Genomic DNA, 18,142 nt, shown 5'->3' on the forward strand with positions numbered 1-18,142 from the left:
CCAGCACTGGCGGCCTGACCTGAACCCGATCCTGCCGTAGATCGACGGTTCCTACACCACCCCGCGGGACACGACCTTCGAATATCTTTCGGTCCGCCATTTACCCATTCATCAGTGTTCGAGCGGACCTGACGAAAGCGACGAAAATCCTACGGCTTTTCTGGCCACCAATTAACGCATCCGTTCATTCGAATTTGCCTACAGTTGCACCTGTCAGGCCTTGTCGGACTCGCCGGCGGCAGTAGTCGGTTTGACTTCGATCATGCGATCCGCGCCTGCCGTGGTGCAAGGTAAAGCGATGCCGAAATGACGCCCGCCTGTATCGCTCTCGGGCCAAGGCGCAGGTATTAGAGCCATAAGCCTAATTTCCCAAGTCTGGCGACGTGATCCGTCAAATCTGGTCGAAGCGCTGGTTCCAAGCGAGACAACAATGTTCGACACCGTCGTCGTAAAATGAAGATGCGGCCAGAGAGGCCGATGTCGCGCATCAACCGCACTATATTCTCGACTGGGTTCAGTTTGAGGGCACCATGGCCGCAGCGGTGTCAACGCGATGAAGGACGGTACGATCGGCTCAGCTGATCCATGACATCCCGGCGGTCAAGCATCAGACGGCATGTGCCCCTGATCAGGTAGAAGCCGACACTTGCCGTTCCCTGCAGCCCTTACAAACTTTCGCGCCCCCCGGATCGGATTTTCCGCTGCTTGGAAGTCCCGTGCGCAGGTCATTGCCGGCTCGCTCCACTACAACAGGACACTTGCAATCCGCGCCCCCAGCGGCAGTCCAAATAGCGGCAGCCCATCCGGCAAACGCGAAGGCGCGCATGACGAATAGCGCTATCATCGCTCAAATTTTTGTTGACAGAATTGCTGATTTGCGGCTTTGGTTACCACTGATAGCGTTACCAGTAAAAACTTTGCCGCTGAAGCGGACAGAGATTGCAGGAGAGGGATTTGTCATGTTGTTACGCCAGAACCATCTACGTTCCGCGCTCTTCGCGGCCTCGGCAGTGGGAGCCCTGTCCGCCTCCACCATGGCCCTTGGCCAGGTAACGCCGCAACCGCCCGCCGCACAGGAAGACGACGTCGCCGACATCGTCGTGACCGGCATCCGCGGCTCTCTCCAAAGCGCAACCAACGCCAAGAAGAACGCGGTGGCATTTGGCGACTCGATCTTTGCCGAGGATATCGGCAAGCTGCCCGCGACCAATCTTGCCGAAACGCTCAACCGTATGCCGGGCGTCCGCCTCAACCGCGATATCAATGGCGAAGGCACGCAGGTCGCGATCCGAGGGCTAGGGCCGAGCTTTACCCGGGTGCTGCTGAACGGATCGCAGTTGCAGGTCGCGTCGGATGGCGGCACCAATGGCGGCAGCGCCAATCGCGAGGTCGACCTGGACTTCTTCCCGTCGGAACTGTTCACCCGACTCGATCTGGCCAAGACCCCCTCGCCCTCCACGCTGGAAGGCGGCATCGCCGGCACGGTCAACCTGCGCAACGCGCGGCCGTTCGACAAGCCCGGCACGCATGTCACGGTCGTCGCGCAGGGCCAATATACCGACAGCAACGACAAGATCAGCCCGCGCGGCGCGATCGTCGCGAGCCACACCACCGATACGTTCGGCATCCTGCTGGGCGTAGCAGGCGTAAAGACGAAAACGCGGGTCGATGGCTATGAAACGCTGGGCTATAGCGACGGCGATATCTCTTGCGGCCCCGATTGCACGGATGCAGGCGGTAACAATTTCTTCTACGCCCCAGTAGTGCCCAATAACGCCGGGCATGGCCTGACGGCTGGCGATCCGGTCGATCTGGCCGCGACTTCGGGTCTGTCGCTCGATCAACTTCGTACCGCGCTCATTCCGCGTCTGGGCCGCCAGGCTTTGACGCAGGGTGACCGCTCGCGCATCTCCGCCTTGGCTTCGCTGGAATGGCGGCCGAGCGATGAGCTGCATTTCGCGCTGGATGGGATCTGGGCTCAGTCGAAGCGCAACTATGACCGTCTGATCATGAACTGGCAGGTCCGTAATTCCGGGCCGGGCACAGGCGCGCAGGCGACGGGCGGCATGATCCCGATCGACTTGGCAGTTGACGAAAATAATATTGTGACCAGCGGCACTTTCGCCAATAGCTCCTTCTTCCTGGAGGCGAGCCAGTTCCGTCAGACCACCAAATTCTGGAATATCAACCCGAGCCTGAGCTGGCAGCCCAGCGACCTGCTGAAGGTCGATTTGAGCGCCAATTATTCGAAGAGCCGCTTTTTCCGTGAACAGCCCAGTTGGGTGTTCCAGGCCGCCCCGCAATCGGGCGTCGACGTCTATTATGACAACACCGGCCAGGGTGATTACCCGTCGATCACCACCAATGTCGACCTGAACGACCCCAATAACGGTCTGTGGGAATGGTATCGCCAGAATGTCGCGCTTGTCCGTCGCAAGACGGAAACCAGGGGCGCGCATCTGGATGTCACCTATGGTGACGACGTCTTCAACGTCAAGGTCGGCGCCGCCTATGACCGGGCGCAGCGTTCCATCCGCGCCTATGATAACAGCCCGGCCTATCAGCTGTCGGTGTGCGGCACCGGCTGCACGGGCGACACTGGGTCGATCCCGACCAGCGCTATCCCGCAATATCTGATGCCCGGATCGGTCAAGAATTTTGGCCATCTTGCCAGCGGCGATATCGGCTTTACCCGTTACATCATGCCGGACTTTGGCGCGATCCGCGACGCGACTAACTATGAAAGCTATCGTGACAGCGCACCGGAGGCAATCGGCGCAGTCACCGGCGGCGCGACCGGCGACATGGACGAGAAGGTCTGGGGGGCCTATTTCGAACTGAATGGGGTTACGACGATTGGCGGTCGCGACCTGCATATTAATACCGGGATGCGTTATGCCCGAACGGAGCAATATGTAGAGGCGCCGAGCCAATTACCGGACAAGAGCGTCGTAAATTTCACAGCCAGTTCGACATACGAAAATTTCCTTCCTTCGATTAATCTGACCTATGACGTCATGGATAATGTAAAACTACGCGCATCGGCTTCTCGAACCATGACGAGGCCTGACGCGGGCGCGATCCTTCCGGGTGTCACCTTCTCCGACCCATCGGCCTTGGTAGCGACCGCTGGCAATCCCGATCTCAGGCCGTACACGTCGGACAACTACGACATAGGTGGGGAAATCTATACTGGCGGGATCGGCTATGTCGGACTGTCGCTTTTTATGAAAAATATCCAGGGCTTTACTGTGACACAGGGAGAGCAGCGCACATTCGGTTCGCTCGGCATCCCGTTTGATACTCTCTTGCCTACGCAGCAGGACGCACTCAGGAACCGTTCAAATTTGACAGGCGTCCCGATCAACGATCTTGAAATTACCTACAACCGCCCGATCAACCTGTCGGACCTGAAGATCAAGGGGCTGGAAATCACCTGGGTCCAGCCGCTCGACTTCCTGATGAAGGGACTCGGCTTCTCGGCCAACGGCACCTATCTGGACCAATCCTCCTCCTCCGGACTGGTGGCGACAGGCGTGTCGAAATATTCCTATAATCTTCAGGGCTTCTATGAAGACGATCGGCTGTCGGTCAGCTTGAACTATGTGTGGAATGACGACGCGATCGCAGTCAATCGTCCGCAAAACGGCATCCAGAATGCCTCGCTGCGGTCGAAGGCTCGGGGCCAGCTCGACCTGTCGGCCGGCTATCAGCTGCCTTTCCTCAACGATGGCGTACGCCTGACGCTCGATGCGCTCAACATGACCAACGAGCCGATCCGTACCCTGTTCGAATATGATAATGCGCCTTACTCGGTCTATTATCCCGGTCGCACAATTCTGGCTGGCATTCGCGCCAACTTCTGACGGCTGGCTTGGCAGAAAGAACGATGTGCTTCTGAGGCGGAAGCGGTGAAAGCCGCTTCCGCCTTTACTTATTCAACCAGTGTGCGGCCAGACCCGCGGCAGATGCGGTCACGTGACAATTCTAGATATCGTTTAGCCCGCAAAAATGGCATAATCGGCCGCACGCATCATGTGCCTGGCCGATGCGTTCATCACTGTGCAACGAACGAGGGCCACCCTCTTCCCAGACCGGAACCGAACATTCATCGTCATCCCGCTTCATCAGGAGCCTGCTATGCCCAGCCCCGCCCCATCAAGCTTCGTGACCACCACCGACGGCGTCGACATCTTCTACAAGGACTGGGGAAGCAAGGATGCCCAGCCGATCATGTTCCATCATGGCTGGCCGCTCTCGTCCGACGATTGGGACGCGCAGATGCTCTTCTTCCTGGACAAGGGCTATCGCGTCGTCGCCCATGACCGGCGCGGCCATGGCCGATCGCAGCAGGTCGATTTCGGCCATGATATGGACCATTACGCGGCAGACGCCGCAGCGGTTGCCGAGCATTTGGACCTTAGAAACGCCGTTCATATCGGCCATTCGACTGGGGGTGGCGAAGTCGCCGCCTATGTCGCGCGTTTCGGCATTGCTCAGGGCCGCGTCGACCGGGCTGTGCTGGTCAGCGCCGTGCCCCCGATCATGGTCAAGACCGATCGCTATCCCGGGGGCCTGCCGATCGACGTGTTCGACGGCTTTCGCGAAAGCCTGGCGAAGAACCGTGCGCAATTCTTTCGTGACGTCGCGAGCGGTCCCTTTTACGGCTATAATCGCGAGGATGCGGACGTGAAGCAAGGCGTTGTCGATAATTGGTGGCGTCAAGGCATGATGGGCAGCGCACTCGCCCATTATCACGGCATCAAGGCTTTTTCGGAAACCGACCAGACCGACGATCTGAAAGCGATCAGCGTCCCGACGCTGGTGCTGCACGGCGATGACGATCAGGTTGTGCCTTACAAGAATGCGGGCGTGCTCCAGGCCGAATTGCTGCCCAATGCAACACTGAAAATCTATGAGGATTTCCCGCACGGCATGCTGACGACCAACGCCGAAGAACTGAATGCCGACATCCTTGCCTTCCTGCAAAGCTGAAGAGCAGGAAGGGCCGTTGCCGGTGGCGAGCGGAGATTGATTGAAAAACCGGCAGGGGCGACATCGTCATGGCCTTGGCCTGGCACCGATGGAAGAGGCACAGTTCGAAGCGCGATCGGCACGAATGACCCCTGCTTGGCCGGACATCGACATCATCAAACCGACATTCCCGACCATCCTCGACAAGCCGTTATGATCGGATCGCAGAAGGACGGCCTGCGCCGCGCCAGATCGCGCCGATTGCGCGGCTAGGGTCAGAACTCACTGATCAGAGCCCGAAGATGACGGTGGCCGCGAGTGCTATCGCCGATAAGAAGGCGATTGGGCGTCGGTCGTAGCGGGTGGCGACACGGCGCAGTCCTTCAGACGGCCGAGCACAATCTCGATCCGGTTGCGGCGCCTGTAGCGGCGTTTGTCGTATTTGATGGGCTCGTTGCGCGATTTCCGGCCCGAAATGCAAGACTTGATGCCCTTTTCCTCCAGCGCGTCCCTGAACCAGTCAGCATCATAGCCTCGGTCGGCGAGCAACCACTATGCTTTGGGTAATTCGTCAAGAAGGGCCGCTGCGCCGATATAGTCGCTGATCTGACCGGCGGTCATGAAGAAGTTCAAGGGGCGTCCGTTGGCATTGGTAACGGCATGAGCCCTTCGACAAGCTCAGGAGAGCCTTGGTGTTCATGCCGCCCTTGGTGCGGCCGATCAGGCGCCCGAGATCCCCCTTTTTACCGCCAGGCTTGATGCCCTGCGGTGCGCCTTCAAATAGGTCGCGTCGATCATCACCGTCTTGCGCTCAACACTGGCCGTGAGCCCTTCCATCATGCGCGTGAAGACGCCCATCTGACCCCAGCGCTTCCAACGATTGTAGAGCGTCTTGTTTGGTCCGTAATCCTTCGGCGCATCCCGCCAGCGCAGCCCATTCCGGTTGACGAAGATCATCCCGCTCAGCCCGCGCCGATCGTCAACCCTCGGCTTGCCATGGCTCTTGGGAAAATATGGCTCGAGCCGCGCCATTTGCTCGTCTGTCAGCCAGTACAAGTCGCTCATATTCAGTCTCTTCGCAGAGCCTGAATCAGATTGCGCCTCTCACATCAATGTATCCTGACCCTAGGCGCCACCGCTCTAGCCCACCGCCCGATTTTGAAAAGTGGATGACGAGACGGCAGTATCCCGACCGCCGCAGTGCCCCGGATCGGATCATCGATGCCTATTGCGCCGCGATAACTGCGTCCGGGCGGGTTCAGCCAGTTGCGGATCGTCGGAACACAGGAGATGATCCGCGTACGGACCAGAATTTCGTCCTCCTGTAGCGCGGGCGGTTAGACTACGTCCTCCCCGGAAGGCGAAATCGTTGGTGCGCGCGGCGCCTTCGGGTCTGTGCGCAAGCACACAGGCGCGATTGAGGGTCACGGCTTGTCGCCGAACCGGCGCCCCGCCTCCGCCAATCGCACGAGCAGCGGCGCCGGGCGGAATGTTTCGCCATGCACCACCTCCAGCGCGCGCATGTCTGCGACGATCCGGTCCAGTCCAACCTGATCGGCCCAGAAAAGCGGCCCGCCGCGATAGACAGGCCAGTTATAGCCAAGCACGGCGGCGATATCGATGTCCGATGCGCGTAGGGCAATGCCTTCTTCGAGGATTTTCGCGCCCTCGTTGACGACCGGATAGAGCAGCCGGCCGAGCAAGGCCTCGTCGCCTGAAGTGCGATTGCTTGCGATGCCTCGGGCGGCGGCGACCTCCTTTATCAGCTTGCCTGTCACGTCCGAAAAACGCGACCGCCGCTTATCATCATAATCATAATAGCCCGCGCCACGCTTCTGGCCCAGTCGGCCGACAGCGACCAAATCGCCCATCACGGTTCGTTCCGTCGCGTTCCGGCCGATGACGTCCAAGCCAACCAGATCCATCATCTGGAAATGGCCCATGGCAAAACCATAGTCGACAAGTACGCGGTCTATCTCCGCGATCGGCGTGTCTTCAAGCATCATCGCTTCCGCCTGCGCGCCACGCGGCGCCATCAGCCGATTGGCAATGAAGCCGTCGCACACGCCGCTCAGCACGGCCACCTTGCCGATCCGTTTAGCGAGCCGCATCGCTGTTGCGACGACCGCCTTAGACGTTTCGGCCCCTCGCACGACCTCCAGCAGGCGCATGACATTGGCGGGTGAGAAGAAATGGAGGCCCACGACCCATTCGGGCCGACTGGTCGCTGCCGCAATGCAATTGAGGTCGAGGAAGGAGGTGTTGGACGCCAGGATCGTGCCCTGCCTGGCGATCCGGTCAAGACTGGCGAATATGCCCGTCTTGACGTCCATACTCTCATAGACGGCTTCGATAATGAGATCGGCGTCGGTAAGCGAGGAAAGGTCGAGGCTGGGCGCAATCAGGTCCATGCGCTGTTCCACCTGCGCTGCCGTCATCCGCCCCTTGACCGCCGTCGCCTCATAGTTGCGGCGGATGGTGGCGATGCCGCGATCCAAGGCTTCCTGGCTTGTCTCCAACAGCGTGACGGGAATGCCGGCGTTCAGGAAATTCATCGTGATGCCGCCGCCCATCGTGCCCGCGCCGATGACACCCACCGACCGGATGTCGATCGCGGCCGTGTCGGGGCCGATGTCGGGAACACGGGCCGCCTCGCGCTCGGCAAAGAAGACATGGCGCTGGGCGGCGGATTCGGGGCTGGCGATCAGCCGCTCGAACAAATCGGTTTCCTTCGCTAGCCCCTGCTCGAAGGGGAGGGTCACGGCTGCCTTGACGGCTTCGATGATGGCGGCGGGTGCGACGAACCCCTTGAAACGACGCGCATTTGCGGCGGCGAAGGCGGTGAATAGCTCCGGACGATCCCGATCGGCGCTGAGCGCGTCGGCCCGGTCGCGGACTCGTGGCTTGTCACTGCCATGAGCCACAATGCGGTGGGCGAAGGCCAGCGCATTGTCGCGCAAGGCGGCATCTTCGACCACGGTATCGACCAGTCCGAGCGAAAGAGCCTCGGCCGCCTTGACCTGCCGGCCAGATGTGATGATCTCGAGCGCTGTCTCCGCACCGACGATCCGGGGCACGCGCTGGGTACCGCCCGCTCCAGGCAGCAGGCCCAGATGCACTTCCGGCAGTCCGACCCTCGCGCTTTGTGCGGCCACCCGATAGTGGCAGGCTAGCGCCAGTTCGAAACCGCCGCCCAAAGCGGTGCCGTGAATGGCAGCGACGACCGGCTTGGGCGCATCGTCCAGCATGGCGCACAGATCTGGCAAGGACGGCGGCTGCCAGGGTTGGCCGAATTCGGTGATGTCCGCCCCAGCGATGAAGGTCCGTCCCGCGCAGAGCAAGATAATGGCGCGAACCGCCTTGTCGCTAAAGGCCTGTTCGAGTTCGGCCTGCAATCCCTGACGCAGGGACGCAGAGAGCGCGTTCACCGGGGGATTGTCGAGCGGGATAAGAGCCACGCCGTCGACGACGACGCTGGTTGCTGTCTGCTTCATGTCATGCGTCCTGTCTGGCGGCCGACGCCGCGCGTCTGCGGGCGACCTCCTCCACGGCGATGGCGGCCATCGCCTTCTTGTCGAGCTTACCGGTGGCGGTGACGGCCATTGCCTCCACCAGCACCAGATGCTCGGGCCATTTCTTGCGGGACAAGCCCTGCTGCGAAAGATGGTGAAGCAGCGCGGACAGGTCGATGCTCCCATCGTCCGTCCGCAGCCGGCAGACGGCGCAGGCCTGCTCGCCCAGCTTGCGCTCGGGCACGGCCACCACCGCCACCTCCGCGACGGCGGGGTGGCGCAGAAGGGCAGCCTCCACCTCGGCGGGGTCGATGTTAAAGCCGCCGCGAATGATCTGGTCCTTGATGCGGCCGACGACGCGGACAAAGCCCTCTTCGTCCCGAACGATCTCGTCGCCGGTCAGATAGAAGCCGTCGGGCGTCATCCGCTCCTGCCCTGCCCCCATGCCCTGCGCATAGCCTAGAAAGAGCGAGGGGCCGCGCACGCCTGCCTGTCCCCGACTGCCGCGCGGCAGTGGGCGCAGCTCTGCGTCGAACGCCTCCTCCTGCGTGCCAGGGAAGGGGATGCCATCGAAAATCTGACGGCGTTCTAACGGATGCACGGGACTGGTGGACGCATGGCCCATGCATTCGGACATGCCGAACATGCGCAGCGCCCTGAGGCCGAGCAGCCGGTCAGCATCCTCGATAAGCTCCGGCGTCATCGCGCTGCCTCCCACCGCCATGGCGCGAAGCGGCAAGCGGCCTGTCCATTCGCCAAGCCGGGCAGCCTCGACCATCGTGAAGAGATGCGTCGGCACCGCGATCGCCCAGCCGCAACCATAGCGTTCGGCCCGACGCAGCGCCTCGACCGGCACCCAGGGATCGACCAGCACCAGCGGATGCCCCAGAGACAGCGCGAAATGCGCGGTGAAGGTAAAACCAGGCGCGCTGTCGAGCGGGACGATGCCCAGGATAGCGTCGTCCGGTTGCAGGCCCGCGATCGCCGCGCAGGCACGGGTCGCGTAATTCAGCGCTTCGGGGGCATGCATCACAGCCTTGGGCACACCGGTGCTGCCAGAGGTAAAGCCGATGAGCGCGGCATTGCGGTCGCGCGGATCGGTTGACCGTTTGCCGGATACGGCAGCGACATCAGGCAAGGCGCTGCTGGTGCCGCTCAGCTTGGCAGCATGGCCGAGCAAGGACTCGAGCGCGGCAAGATCGCCCGTGCCGAGCTTTGGCGATACGGGGCAGAAGATCGCCTGCAGTGACGATATGGCGAGCGCCGTGGCGATCGTTGCGGGGCTTTTATGTGCGGTGACGAGGACGCGGTCGCCCGGTCCGACCCCGGCCGCCTTCAGCAAGGCCGCGATCTCGACCGCCTGCCCTCGCAGCTCTGCCCGGCTCCACAGACGGTCGCCGCAATCCGCCAGGGCAAGCGCGTCCGGTTCGGCGTCGGCAAGGCGGGCGAATTGCGGCCACAGCCGCTCAGCGTTCCATTCGAACGCCGGATGGCTTTGCTCTTCAGGCAAGGGATTGCCCTCCATCGACCAAGAAGGTCTGCCCCGTTATGAAGCTACCTGCGTCCGACGCCAGCAGGGCCAGCGTGCCTGCCACTTCGTCCGGGCGGCCGAAGCGGCGCATCAATATGCCCGCCCGCGTCTTTTCCTGAATGGCGGGATCAAGCGTTTCGGTCATTCCCGTCTCGATCGAGCCGGGTGCGATGGCGTTGACGCGAATATTGTGTCCGGCCCATTGGGCGGCGAGGTCGCTGGTCAGGTGAACGATCGCCGCCTTGCTGGTGGTGTAGGGAACGACCTGGCCCGCGTCAGGCTGATAGGACAGGAATGCGCCCACCGACGCGATGTTGACGATCGCGCCGCCGCCCGCCGCGATCATATGGCGCGCCGCATGGCGGCAAGCGAGGAAGGTGCCGGTCACATTGACGTCCATCACCTTCTGCCAGCCCTTGAGCGGGATATCCTGCGGCAGGCCCCACCAAGACGCGCCGGCATTGTTGATGAGGATATCGAGGCCGCCCAGCCGGTCGATCGTTCCCGCGACCGCCGCCTCCACCGATGCTTCGTCGGCGATGTTGCAGGAAAGGCCGACAGCCGGAACGCCGAACCGCTCGGCAATGCCGGCGGCCAGATCGGCACAGTCGGCCTCCGTGCGCGAAGCAAGCGCGACAGCGCAGCCCAGATCCGCCAGCGTCGCGGCCATTGCTTCGGCCAACGCGCCGCGTCCACCGGTTATGAGCGCCCGCTTGCCGTCGAGGCGAAATTGCGCGGAGGTGAACCCGGGGTTCCAGTCAGCCATGATCGTCTTCGCCAAGCAGATTTACCTCATCGGTGATGAGGATGATGCGCTGACCGCCCATGCCCTTCGTCTGGGCTGTCGCCGCCTTCCATTCCGGAGAAGCAAAGGCGGCGTCGAGCGCGCCGTGATCGGCGAAAGTCAGCACGGCGTGACCGTCCCAGGCCGGCGCTTCCGGATTGTCATAATCCTTCGTCACCGCGCCGTGGCGATAGGCCAGAAGCCCGGGCAGTATCTTGGCAGCGTCGGCATGGGGGCCGCGCCACCAGGCAGTGAACTGCTCGTGCGTCCAGTCCTGCGGCCGGCTGGCCAGGACGACCATGCTCACCGCCATGGCTTACTTGCCCGTCCAGACCGGCTGGCGCTTTTCGAGAAACGCCGCGACACCTTCCTTCGCATCGGCGGAGTGATGCACCACGTTGCAGGTCATCGTTTCCAGCGTGATGAGTGAGTTGGTATCGGCGTCCATACCGCGGTTGACCGCCATCTTGGTCATCCACATGCAGAAGGGGCTCTTGTCGATCAGCGGTGCGCAGAAATCCTCGATCAGCTGATCCAGCTGGTCGCTGGGCGCCGAGGCGTTGCACAGGCCCCATTCGACGCATTCCTTGCCGGACAGGAGCTTGCCGGTCAGCATCAGTTCCTTCGACTTGCGCATGCCGATATAGCGCGGCAGGCGATAGATCGGGCCGGCGCCGCCGAACAGGGCGCGGCGGATGTGAAAGTCGCCGATCTTGGCATCGTCGGCGGCAATGCCGAAGTCGCAAGAGATAAAAAGCTCGAATCCGCCGGCGACAGCGTAACCCTCGACGCAAGCAATGGTCGGCTTTTTCATGTTGTAGATCTTGTCATAGGTGCGCGCCGAGTCGATCGCCAGTTGAAGCGAGGTGCTGGTTTCGTGCAGCACGGGTCCTACGAGCTGCCCAAGATCCGCACCGGCGCAGAAGGTGTGGCCGCGCCCACGGAACACGACCGCCAGCACCGAATCGTCATCCGCCGCCTTGTCCACCGCCGCCTCAAGATCGCGCAGCAGCTGAGGACTCACACAGTTCTTCACATGGGGGCGGTTAAGCCAGATGGTGCAGATGCCGTTGTCAGCCACTTCATATTGGATGACATCCTTTTCCGGTTCCATAAATCTCTCTCCTTGGCAAAGATGTGAAAACTAAGTGGTTCAGCGGGCAATGCCGCCTTCTTCGGGTGGCGCCAGCATCCCGCCGACCGCCATCCAGGCTGCAATCCCCGCAGCGGGGATCGCGCACAGCACGGCCTCCGCAATTTCCTCGTCCGTAGCACCGGCATTGCGCGCGCCGCGCACATGGGTCGCTGCCATCGGGCTGTATCCTGCCGCCAGTATGGCGAGCAGAAGCAACTCGCCATATTTGGGCGACAGCGGATTGGCGTCGATGCTGCCGCGCCGCATCAGATAATAGGCATCCGCCGCTGCCGGCAGGAGGCGCATCAACTGGGCGAGCGGCGCAGGTATGCTGCCCGCCCAATAGGCCCGGAAATTGGCCTCTGCCTCGCCCGCAGCTGCGTTTGGCAGCGCCTGTGGCGGCGGTGCGGCAGGATCGTCAAAGCTTTCATGGATGATCAACGCGAAATCGATGGCGGCGGCCTCGCCGCGCAGGCTCGCCAAAACAATCAGGCCTGCCGTTGCCTCCTTGGGCGTCAAGCCAAGAACGACGCCACGCCGAAATTCTCGCCGCGCAAGGGCGAGATGCCGGCGATCGATTGCTGCCGCCGCAGCGAATAGCGCCTTAAACTTGGCCGGAAGCGCGCCGTCTGAATCGATCACGGAACGAAATTTCTCATACCCCGCAAGCGTGTAGGGCGCATGGCCCTGCAACAGGGCGACTTCCATGAGCGGGTTATTGGTCATTGCATGCTCTCCTGCCACTGAGATGCTCGACCGACTGGTCGGACGTCAACTAAAAATTTTTTGCCTGACCAGTTTGACAGCCGACCGGTCGGTTGAATAATAATCACTCGACCGATCGGTCGGGTGAGTCCTAGAACATAACTGGGCCGGCTCGAATCCGGTGGCATAAATGGAGCGGATGCGTGGATTTTGAACAGTCGGCCAAGTCCAGGGATTGGATGGAGCGTGTGCGGGCGTTCATGGAGGAGCACATCGCTCCGGCGGTCCCCCTTTATCACTCGCAGTCCGCCGCGATTGATCGCTGGACCGAAATTCCCCCCATCTTTGACGAACTCAAGGACAAGGCGCAGGCGGCCGGGCTGTGGAACATCTTCATGCCGCCATCTGAGCATGACGACGAATTTTTCACCAGCGTTGGCCTTACCAACGTCGAATATGCGCCGATCGCCGAACTAATGGGCCGGATTTCCTTCGCTAGCGAGGTGTTCAACTGCATGGCGCCCGACACCGGCAATTTCGAGGTGCTCCACCGCTATGGCACGGCCGAGCAGAAGCAGCGCTTCATGGTGCCGCTGCGTGACGGGATGACCCGGTCTGCCTTCCTGATGACTGAGCCGGCCGTCGCGTCCTCCGACGCGCGCAACATCCAGACCGAGATTCGCCGTGACGGCAGCAACTATGTCATCAACGGCCGGAAATGGTGGTCGTCGGGTGCCGGCCATCCGCGCTGTGATTTCTTCATCGTCATGGGCAAGACCGATCCGGACGCCGCGCCCTATCGGCAGCAGTCGATGATTCTGGTGCCGCGCGACGCGCCGGGCGTGACGCTTGTGCGGCACCTTCCCGTCTTTGGCTACGATCATGCCCCCCATGGCCATTTCGAGGTGGCACTGGACAACGTGCGGGTGCCAGCCGAAAACATGCTGCTCGGTGAGGGCCGCGGTTTCGAAATCGCACAGGGGCGGCTGGGTCCGGGACGCATCCATCACACAATGCGCAACATCGCGACGATGGAAGTCGCGCTGGAAAAGATGTGCCGCCGCCTGCTCTCGCGGCGGGCATTTGGCAACGCCATCGCCGAACATTCGGTTTGGGAAGAACGGATCGCCCGCGCCCGCTGCGAGATCGAAATGGCGCGCCTGCTGTGCCTGAAGGCCGCGCACAGGATGGACATTGTCGGCAACAAGGCCGCGCGCGCCGAAATCGCGATGATCAAGATCGCCGCGCCCAAGATGGCGCAACAGATCGTCGATGACGCCATCCAGGCGCATGGCGGAGGTGGGGTGAGCGACGACTTTGGCCTAGCCGAGCTTTGGGCGAACACCCGCATCGTGCGGCTGACCGATGGCCCGGACGAGGTGCATGAACGCCAGCTTGCCCGTATGGAGCTCGCAAAATATGCCGAAAGGGCCGCATCGTGAGCACCGCGCAGCCTGCCGCCACGATCGGCTCGATAATCGATGTCGCCATTAACAGCGCGTTCGATGAGACGCGCCTTGCCGCTTATCTGACAGGTCGGATCGTCGATTTTTCCGGACCCATGCGCGTCCAGCAGTTCGAGGGCGGCCAATCCAACCCGACTTTCCTTCTGTCGACGCCGGACCATCGCTACGTCCTGCGACGCAAGCCTGCGGGCGTTTTGCTGAAATCCGCCCATGCGGTGGATCGCGAATATCGCATCACCATGGCCCTGCACGAAGCAGGGCTGCCTGTTGCTGAGCCGCTACTGCTCTGCGAGGATGAGGATGTCATCGGCAGCATCTTCTACGTGATGCGCTACGTCCCGGGACGCAGCTTCTGGGACCCGCGCATGCCAAGCCTCGACCGTGCGGAGCGGGCCGCGATCTATGATTCCGCCAATGAAACTCTCGCCCGCCTGCATCTGGTCGACTTTGCGTCGCTCGGGCTCGGCGACTATGGCAAGCCGGGCAATTATTTCGCGCGGCAAATCTCACGCTGGTCGCGGCAATATGATGCCTCGCGCACCCGGAATATTCCGGAAATGGACCGGCTGATAGACTGGCTGCCCAGCGCGATTCCAGTCACAGAAGAACGCACCACGATCATCCATGGTGACTATTCCTTCCACAACTTGCTGGTCCATCCGACCGAACCGCGCGTCTCCGCTGTCATAGACTGGGAACTGTCGACTTTGGGCGATCCGCTCGGCGACCTCACCTATCATATGATGGAATGGTTCCGGCCAGAGGGCGTTGATGTGCGCGGTACCCTGCGCGGGGCTGATCTAGCCACGCTCGGCATTCCAACTGCGGAGGACTATTCCCGGCGCTACTGCGAGCGGACCGGCCTTCGCGGCGATCCAACGCACCCCTTCTACCGCGCCTTCAACCTGTTCCGGGTGGCCGCGATTTTGCAAGGCATCGCCGGCCGGGCGCGCGACGGCGTGCAGACCGCAAGCAATGCCGGCGACATCGTCACACGGATCGAACCACTGGCCAAGGCCGCCTGGCAGGCAGCGCAGGAGGCCGGCGCAGTCTGATCTTCTGACAGGATGAAACGAGAATTCAGGGCGAAAGACAAAATGGCCCTAATCGGAGGGAGAGAGATGATGACAAGGTTCAAGTTTGGCCGACTAGCGCTCCTTTCTGGATGCGCCTTCGCCGGTATAATCGCACCGGCCCATGCGCAAACGGCGACGACAGCGTCGCCCGAACCCCAGCCGATGGAGGATGCTGGCGCGCCTACCACACGCGACATCGTCGTCACCGGAACGCGCGTCGTGCGCGACGGCTACAGCCAGCCGACACCAGTCACTGTTGCGCCCACAACGGAGTTGGAGAAGGCGACCCCGACCAACCTTGCCGATGCGATCAACAAGTTGCCGCAATTTGCCAACTCTGTCAGCCCGCAATCCAACAGCCAGTTGCAGGGCAATAGTGGCGAGCATGGCAACCTGCTCAACCTGCGCGGCGTCGGCCCGACGCGAGCGCTGATCCTCCTCGACGGCATCCGCGTTCCGCCTACGACTTTCCGCGGCGCAGTGGACGTCAATACGATTCCTCAACTACTGGTCCAGCGGGTGGATGTTGTGACCGGCGGCGCATCGGCCGTCTACGGCTCTGACGCCGTGAGCGGGGCGGTCAACTTCGTCCTCGACAAGAAGTTCACAGGCGTAAAGGGCGTCGCGCAGCGCGGCGTATCGACACGAGGCGATCTCGGCAATTATCGCATTGGCATTGCAGGGGGCCTGAGCTTTGCAGGCGATCGCGGTCATGTTCTTGCCTCGATCGAGCGTTTCCACAGCGATGGCATCAAGCGTAGCGCGCGCATCTATGGTGACGATGCCTATGCCGCCGTAGGTTCGGTCCCAGGATCGACCGCCGCACCTGGTCGCGAGGCAAACCCGTTCATCTTCCTGCCGAACCTGCGTTTCACGACCAACGACTATAATAACGGCATCATCCTGACGAGCACCGTACCCGCGCTCGCCAACAACATCTTCCTGCCGGGCGGCGCGGTCCGCCCGATACAGCGCGGCACCCCCACCGGGACGCCCGGCACCAATGTGGGCGGCGACGGGCTCTATATTCCCGGCTTCAACCAGCTTATCGCGCCGCTGACAACCACCCAGGGCTTTGGCCGACTGGCCTATGATCTGACTGACGGGCTGACGGCGCATGTCCAGGGCAGCTATTCGCGCAGCGTCACCAGTTACGATACGCAGGCGCAGTCCGTGCTCGGCTTCCGTTTCTTCAGTGGCAATGCCTTCCTGGACCCGGGTGTTCAGGCGCAAATGGGACCCAACGATAGCTTCACCGTCTTCCGCTTCATCGGCGAGCAGGGCCCCATCCCGACGCGGGAGGCGACCAATGCCTTTCTCATCAATGGCGGGCTTGAGTGGAACCTCGGCGGATGGAACATCACCGCCGACTATACTCATGGCAATTCCGTCACCAAATTTGCCCAGACGCAGGTCGAGATTCCCAAGATGGCAGCAGCGCTGGATGCGGTTCGCGGACCCGACGGCTCGATCGTCTGCCGCGTTACGCTGACCAACCCGGGCCTCTATCCGGGCTGCACGCCGCTCAATGTCTTCGGCGCGGGAACACCCTCAGCCGCCGATCTGCAGACCGTCCTTGGCGTATCCCGCTACCGCGCCATGAACACAACCGACGACTTCGTCGTGTCGGCGCGCGGGGACCTTTTCGAGCTCCCGGCTGGTCCGGTGACGGTCGCCGTTGGCGGGCAATATCGTAAGCAGAAGCTGGAACTGAGGTCTAATTCCGATCCCGCGGTGCCCACAGACTTTACCGGCCTGCGGGGCATTCCGGCCAATCGCATGACCCGTTTCAACAACACCAATGTCGGCTCGGCCTATGGCAAGCTGAACGTGAAGGAGGCGTTCGCGGAAGCGCAGGTTCCGGTGTTCAAGAGCCAGCCCTTCGCCGAGGAACTGAGCCTCAATGGCGCTTTTCGCCTTACCGACTACAGCACCAGCGGAAGCGTCAAGACTTGGAAGGTCGGCGCGGTCTACAAGCCGATCCAGGACATCATGTTCCGTGTCACGCGCTCGCGCGATATTCGTGCGCCCTCGCTGTTTGAGCTGTTTGCCGGCGTCCAGACCCAGCCGGTGAACTTCAACGACCCTCACACGGGCCAGCCCGGTTCGATCCGCCAATTCAGCGGCGGCAACCCCGACCTCGATCCCGAAACGGGCGACACGTTCGCCGCTGGCGTGGTCCTTAGCCCCAGTTTCCTACCCGGCCTTGATGTTTCGGTCGATTATTACGACCTCAAGATCAAAGGCGCCATCGCCACGCAAGGGCTGAATGATGTGATCAACGAGTGCGAAACCTCGAACGGCACATCGCCGACCTGCGCCCTCATTGAAAGACCGCTGCCGTTTAGTGATCGCTCGGCCGCGAACTATCCAATTTCGGTGAGCCTCATCACCCAGAATATCAGCTTCCTGCGGACCAGCGGCCTCGACATCACCATGTCGTACCGGACCAAGTTGGGCAATGGCGATCTCGCATTGCGCGCCTTTGCCAACTATCTTGACCGTTACAAGTCGCAGACAAACTCGATCGCCCCGATCATCGATTATGCGGGCCATGGCGTCAACAGCCAGACGGGCTATGCCTATCCCAAGTTCAGGGGCACCCTCAGCGCTAATTACACCAATGGCGGCCTGACCCTGTTCGTGCAGGAATCAATGATCGGCAAGGTGACCATCGGCAACCTCAAGAACGATCCGACGTCTTTTTACGATGTCCCGGCGATCAAGCCGGTCTTCTATACCGACGCCACGGCTTCCTATAAGTTCGACGTGCGCGGTGAGCCGGAGCTGTTCGTGACAGCCACTAACCTGTTCGACCGCAAGCCGCCGCTGGTTGCCGCGGCCGCAGCGCCGGGGCTTCTCTATCCGACCCTGTTCACGCTCTATAACGTCGCTGGGCGCACGCTCACGGCCGGGGTTCGTTTCAAGTTCTGATGAGTTGCCAGACGGACTGCCGGCG

13 protein-coding genes and 1 pseudogene are annotated in these 18,142 nt (G+C 61.8%); 6 read left to right on the forward strand and 8 right to left on the reverse strand.

Annotated features, from left to right (window positions below; genetic code table 11):
• Window positions 1-1,034 precede the first annotated feature (1,034 nt).
• The 3 genes from LL253_RS13725 (at window position 1,035) to LL253_RS13735 (ending at window position 5,191) form a co-directional block, all read left to right on the forward strand.
• Window positions 1,035-3,866, forward strand: coding sequence for a TonB-dependent receptor (locus LL253_RS13725; protein ID WP_407696107.1), 2,832 nt, complete (start codon window positions 1,035-1,037; stop codon window positions 3,864-3,866).
• Between the two features lie 274 nt (window positions 3,867-4,140).
• On the forward strand, window positions 4,141-4,995 hold the full coding sequence (locus LL253_RS13730; RefSeq protein ID WP_228227539.1) for an alpha/beta fold hydrolase: 855 nt from the start codon (window positions 4,141-4,143) through the stop codon (window positions 4,993-4,995).
• 40 nt (window positions 4,996-5,035) lie between these two features.
• Window positions 5,036-5,191, forward strand: a complete 156-nt coding sequence (locus LL253_RS13735; protein ID WP_228227540.1) for a hypothetical protein — start codon at window positions 5,036-5,038, stop codon at window positions 5,189-5,191.
• A gap of 72 nt (window positions 5,192-5,263) precedes the next feature.
• On the opposite strand, the pseudogene LL253_RS13740 reads toward LL253_RS13735, so the two are convergent.
• From LL253_RS13740 to LL253_RS13775, 8 genes and pseudogenes are all read right to left on the reverse strand, one after another.
• A pseudogene (locus tag LL253_RS13740) lies at window positions 5,264-6,039 on the reverse strand (IS5 family transposase).
• A 44-nt stretch (window positions 6,040-6,083) separates the two neighbouring features.
• A complete protein-coding gene (locus LL253_RS13745; protein WP_228227598.1) occupies window positions 6,084-6,287 on the reverse strand; it encodes a hypothetical protein in 204 nt (67 codons plus the stop codon).
• A gap of 111 nt (window positions 6,288-6,398) precedes the next feature.
• The gene (locus tag LL253_RS13750) at window positions 6,399-8,468 is read right to left on the reverse strand and encodes a 3-hydroxyacyl-CoA dehydrogenase NAD-binding domain-containing protein (protein ID WP_228227541.1); all 2,070 of its coding nucleotides are present in this window, start codon (window positions 8,466-8,468) and stop codon (window positions 6,399-6,401) included.
• Window position 8,469: 1 nt separating this feature from the next.
• Window positions 8,470-10,011 carry a class I adenylate-forming enzyme family protein gene (locus tag LL253_RS13755; protein WP_228227542.1) on the reverse strand — a complete coding sequence of 514 codons (1,542 nt, stop codon included), beginning with the start codon at window positions 10,009-10,011 and terminating at the stop codon, window positions 8,470-8,472.
• On the reverse strand, window positions 9,989-10,783 hold the full coding sequence (locus LL253_RS13760) for an SDR family NAD(P)-dependent oxidoreductase (RefSeq protein WP_009820733.1): 795 nt from the start codon (window positions 10,781-10,783) through the stop codon (window positions 9,989-9,991). The genes LL253_RS13755 and LL253_RS13760 overlap by 23 nt, the downstream gene beginning before the upstream one ends.
• Window positions 10,776-11,114, reverse strand: coding sequence for an EthD family reductase (locus LL253_RS13765; protein WP_009820732.1), 339 nt, complete (start codon window positions 11,112-11,114; stop codon window positions 10,776-10,778). The genes LL253_RS13760 and LL253_RS13765 overlap by 8 nt, the downstream gene beginning before the upstream one ends.
• A gap of 3 nt (window positions 11,115-11,117) precedes the next feature.
• The gene (locus LL253_RS13770; RefSeq protein WP_009820731.1) at window positions 11,118-11,915 is read right to left on the reverse strand and encodes an enoyl-CoA hydratase/isomerase family protein; all 798 of its coding nucleotides are present in this window, start codon (window positions 11,913-11,915) and stop codon (window positions 11,118-11,120) included.
• A 39-nt stretch (window positions 11,916-11,954) separates the two neighbouring features.
• Window positions 11,955-12,662, reverse strand: a complete 708-nt coding sequence (locus LL253_RS13775) for a carboxymuconolactone decarboxylase family protein (RefSeq protein WP_228227543.1) — start codon at window positions 12,660-12,662, stop codon at window positions 11,955-11,957.
• 182 nt (window positions 12,663-12,844) lie between these two features.
• Here LL253_RS13775 and LL253_RS13780 point away from each other — a divergent pair, with 182 nt between their 5' ends.
• From LL253_RS13780 to LL253_RS13790, 3 genes are all read left to right on the forward strand, one after another.
• Window positions 12,845-14,083, forward strand: coding sequence for an acyl-CoA dehydrogenase family protein (locus LL253_RS13780; RefSeq protein ID WP_407696104.1), 1,239 nt, complete (start codon window positions 12,845-12,847; stop codon window positions 14,081-14,083).
• Window positions 14,080-15,162, forward strand: a complete 1,083-nt coding sequence (locus LL253_RS13785) for a phosphotransferase family protein (RefSeq protein WP_228227544.1) — start codon at window positions 14,080-14,082, stop codon at window positions 15,160-15,162. Before LL253_RS13780 ends, LL253_RS13785 begins: the two co-directional genes overlap by 4 nt.
• Before the next feature lie 66 nt (window positions 15,163-15,228).
• Window positions 15,229-18,117 (forward strand): TonB-dependent receptor plug domain-containing protein, encoded by a 2,889-nt coding sequence (locus LL253_RS13790; RefSeq protein ID WP_407696105.1) that lies wholly within the window; start codon window positions 15,229-15,231, stop codon window positions 18,115-18,117.
• Window positions 18,118-18,142: the final 25 nt, after the last annotated feature.

The sequence above is a fragment of the Sphingobium soli genome, from assembly GCF_020782245.1.
GTDB classification, from domain to species: domain Bacteria; phylum Pseudomonadota; class Alphaproteobacteria; order Sphingomonadales; family Sphingomonadaceae; genus Sphingobium; species Sphingobium soli.